Raw genomic sequence first — 3,604 nt, 5'->3', positions numbered from 1 at the left:
GGGTCGGCGCGGCCGGCTGGGGCCGGGCGCTGGCGTGCGGCGCCCTGGCCGTGGCGATCTGGACCCTGGGCCTGAACCTGTACGCGGCACGACAGGCCGAAGAGGGCCAGCGGCTCAAGGCGCAGATGAGCCAGCGGGTGAAACAGGCGTTCCCCGAATTGCCGGTGATTCTCAACCCGCTGCAACAGGCCCGCCAACAATTGGCCGCGCGCCAGAGCGGTGCGGCGGCTGACCCCGGGCAACGCTTTGCCAGCCTGTTGCAACAGGCGGGCAATGCCATGCCCTTTATGGTCGGCGGCGTGCAGCAACTGGAGTTCGAGCAGGGGCGCCTGCACCTGGAGCTGGCAACCGATAGCCAGCAGGGCGCGCCAGGCGACTGGCAAGCCGCCTTGACCCAGGCCGGTGTTGCCGCTGTTCGCGATGAACACGGCTGGACCCTGGGCCCCCTGGGCGAGTCCGCCGAGGCCACGGGCGTCAAGGAGGCCGAGGATGAGTAAGCACGCGCTGGCCCCGTATCGATTGCGCTGGCAGCGCCTGCGAAGCCAGGGCGAACAGCTGTGGAGCGGCCTGGCGCTGCGGGAAAAACGCCTGCTGGCGGCCATGGGCCTGGGGCTGTCCGGCCTGCTGCTGTGGATGCTGCTGATCCAGCCGGCGCTGGCCAGGATCGATTACTGGCAAACCGAAACCCCCAAGCTGCGGGCCCAGGCCGAAGCCTTGCACGTGCTGCTGCAAGAGGTCGCCAGCGACGCGCGGCCAACCCCCGGCGCGGACCTGGAACCGGCGTTGCGCCAGGCCCTGGACAGTGCCGGGCTCAAGGACCGTTATCAGTTGCAGGCCCCCGATGCGGCGGCGCCCGGCAGCTGGCACCTGACCTTTCAAGAGGCCCCGGCGGATGCCGTGGTCGGCTGGCTGCTGGGTAACCCCCGGCAATTTTCCCTGGAGGTGTCCGAGGCTCGCCTGCAACGCGCAGGCGCGGCCCAGGCCGAAGATTCGGCCGGCACATTGTCCGGAACCGTTCGCATGGATCAGGCGCTTGGCGCTAAGGAAGCTTCATGAAGTGGTCAGGCTCCAACACCGCGCGCTGTCGCAAGGCCGCGCCCCTGCTAGTGCTCGCCCTGGGAGCGTGCAGCAACACCCCGTCGCCGACCCCACCGCCCTTGCTGGTGGACAGCGAACTCGGCCAGCCCCTGGCCGATACCCGGCGCAGCGGCGACGCCTTGCTCGACCGCCAGCGCTCAGCCAGCAGCTTGGAGCCACGGCCACGGGTGCAGCACCCGGTGACCAACAGCGCCCGTGGCCACGCCGCCAATACCCGTGGCAGCGCAGCGCGCAATCCCCTGGGTGAGCAGCCGGTGCAGCTGAACTTTGTCGAGGCCGATATCCAGGCGGTGGTGCGGGCCTTGTCCCGCTCCACCGGCCAGCAGTTCCTGGTGGACCCGCGGGTCAAAGGCACCTTGACTCTGGTCAGCGAAGGCCAGGTCCCGGCCCATCAGGCCTATGCCATGTTGCTCGCGGCGCTGCGCATGCAGGGCTTCAGCGTGGTCGATGTGGGCGGCGTGGCCCAGGTGGTGCCCGAGGCCGATGCCAAGCTGCTGGGTGGTCCCATCTACAGCGCCGACAAACCCGCAGGCAACGGGATGCTCACGCGCACTTTTCGCCTGCAATATGAAAACGCGGTGAACCTGATCCCGGTGCTGCGCCCGATCGTTTCACCGAATAACCCGATCAACGCCTACCCCGGCAATAACAGCATCGTCGTCACCGACTACGCGGAAAACCTGCAACGGGTGGCGCAGATCATCGACGGCATCGACACCCCGAGCGCCATCGATACCGACGTGGTGGCGGTGCAAAACGGCATCGCCGTCGACATCGCGGCCATGGTGGCCGAACTCCTGGAAAACCAGGGCGGGGACCAGACGCAAAAAATCAACGTGATCGGCGACCCGCGTTCCAACTCGATCATCATCCGCGCCGGCAGCCCGGAGCGGACCGAACTGGCGCGCAACCTGATCTACAAACTGGACAACGCCCAAAGCAACCCGAGCAACCTGCACGTGGTGTATTTGCGCAACGCCCAGGCCGGCAAATTGGCCCAGGCACTGCGCGGTTTACTGACCGGTGAAAGCGACAGCGGTGGCAACGACAATGCCCGTTCGATGCTGAGCGGCATGGGCGGCTCCGGACAAAGCGTCCAGGGCAGCAGCCAAAACAGCAGCGGCACACCCACCGCCAGCGGCAACCTCAATGGCAGCGCGGGCGGCAGCGGCTACGCCCAGGGCACCAGTGCCACCAGCACCCAGGGCAGCAGCACGACCCAGAGCGACCAGAACACCGCGTTCACAGCAGGCGGCGTCACCATCCAGGCCGACGCCACCACCAACACCTTGCTGATTTCCGCGCCGGACCCGCTGTACCGCAACCTGCGGGAAGTGATCGACATGCTCGACCAGCGCCGGGCCCAGGTGGTGATCGAAAGCCTGATCGTCGAAGTCAACGAAGACGACGCCAGCGAGTTCGGCGTGCAATGGCAGGCCGGCAACCTCGCAGGCAGCGGCGGCTTTGGCGGGGTCAACCTCGGCGGCAGTGGCCTGGTGGGCAGTCCTGCCAGTAAAACCAGCATCGATGTGCTGCCCAAGGGGCTGAATATCGGTGTGGTCAAAGGCACCGTAGACATCCCCGGTATCGGCCAGGTGCTGGACCTCAAAGTCCTGGCCCGAGCCCTGAAAAGCAAAGGCGGCACCAACGTGCTGTCGACCCCCAACCTGCTGACCCTGGATAACGAAGCCGCGAGCATTTTTGTCGGGCAGACCATCCCTTTTGTCACCGGCAGCTATGTGACCGGAGGCGGCGGCACCAGCAATAACCCATTCCAGACCGTACAGCGCGAAGAAGTGGGGTTGAAACTGAATGTGCGCCCACAGATTTCCGAAGGCGGCACGGTGAAACTGGACATCTACCAGGAAGTCAGCAGCGTCGATCAGCGCGCCTCAGTGGATGCCGGCACCGTCACCAACAAACGCGCAATCGACACCAGCATCCTGCTGGATGACGGACAGATCATGGTCCTCGGCGGCCTGCTGCAAGACGGCTACAGCCAGAGCAACGACGCCGTGCCCTGGCTGTCGAATATCCCTGGGCTTGGCGCGCTGTTTCGCAACGAAAAACGCAGCGTCAACAAAACCAATCTGATGGTTTTTTTACGGCCCTACATCATCCGCGACAGCGGAGCAGGGCGCAGCATCACCCTGAACCGCTACGACTTTATGCGCCGCGCCCAAGGCGGCCTGCAGCCGGAAAGAAGCTGGGCCATGCCAGATATGCAAGCGCCGCAATTGCCCTCGGTAGAGAAGGGCGTCCCCGGCGCAACCCCAGCAGCCCAAGGGCCCAGGGCCGTGATCAGGGCGGTGCCGCAATGATTCGGCGCCAACATCAACAGTTCGGCAGCTCCCTTGTAGCCGCTGCCGAAGACAACCCTGTACACCCGATAAAACAAGGCGTTCTTGCCGGCCAGCGTAGCCTGCGGCAGCGGCTACAGAACCCAGGCCGGCCGGAAGGCCGCCGCGCTTTTGATTTTGATCTGCAGCGCCCCGTTAAACCACGA

At 65.6% G+C, this 3,604-nt stretch carries 4 protein-coding genes; all 4 read left to right on the top strand.

The window, feature by feature from the left end:
* Positions 1-497: type II secretion system protein GspL (gspL, locus tag CF161_RS29180; RefSeq protein WP_020300231.1), on the top strand; the 497-nt coding region annotated here is incomplete at its 5' end.
* A complete protein-coding gene (gspM, locus tag CF161_RS29175; protein WP_020300230.1) occupies positions 490-1,056 on the top strand; it encodes a type II secretion system protein GspM in 567 nt (188 codons plus the stop codon). The genes gspL and gspM, both read left to right, overlap by 8 nt.
* Entirely contained in the window at positions 1,053-3,419 is a 2,367-nt protein-coding gene (gene gspD, locus CF161_RS29170; protein WP_020300229.1) for a type II secretion system secretin GspD, read from the top strand. The genes gspM and gspD overlap by 4 nt, the downstream gene beginning before the upstream one ends.
* Positions 3,416-3,604: hypothetical protein (locus CF161_RS33280; protein ID WP_218187576.1), on the top strand; the 189-nt coding region annotated here is incomplete at its 3' end. The genes gspD and CF161_RS33280, both read left to right, overlap by 4 nt.

Origin of the sequence: Pseudomonas sp. CF161, from assembly GCF_000416215.1 — a bacterium.
GTDB lineage: Bacteria > Pseudomonadota > Gammaproteobacteria > Pseudomonadales > Pseudomonadaceae > Aquipseudomonas.
The sequence above is the reverse complement of the archived record's forward strand: the minus strand, read 5'-3'. Positions and strand labels throughout refer to the sequence as shown.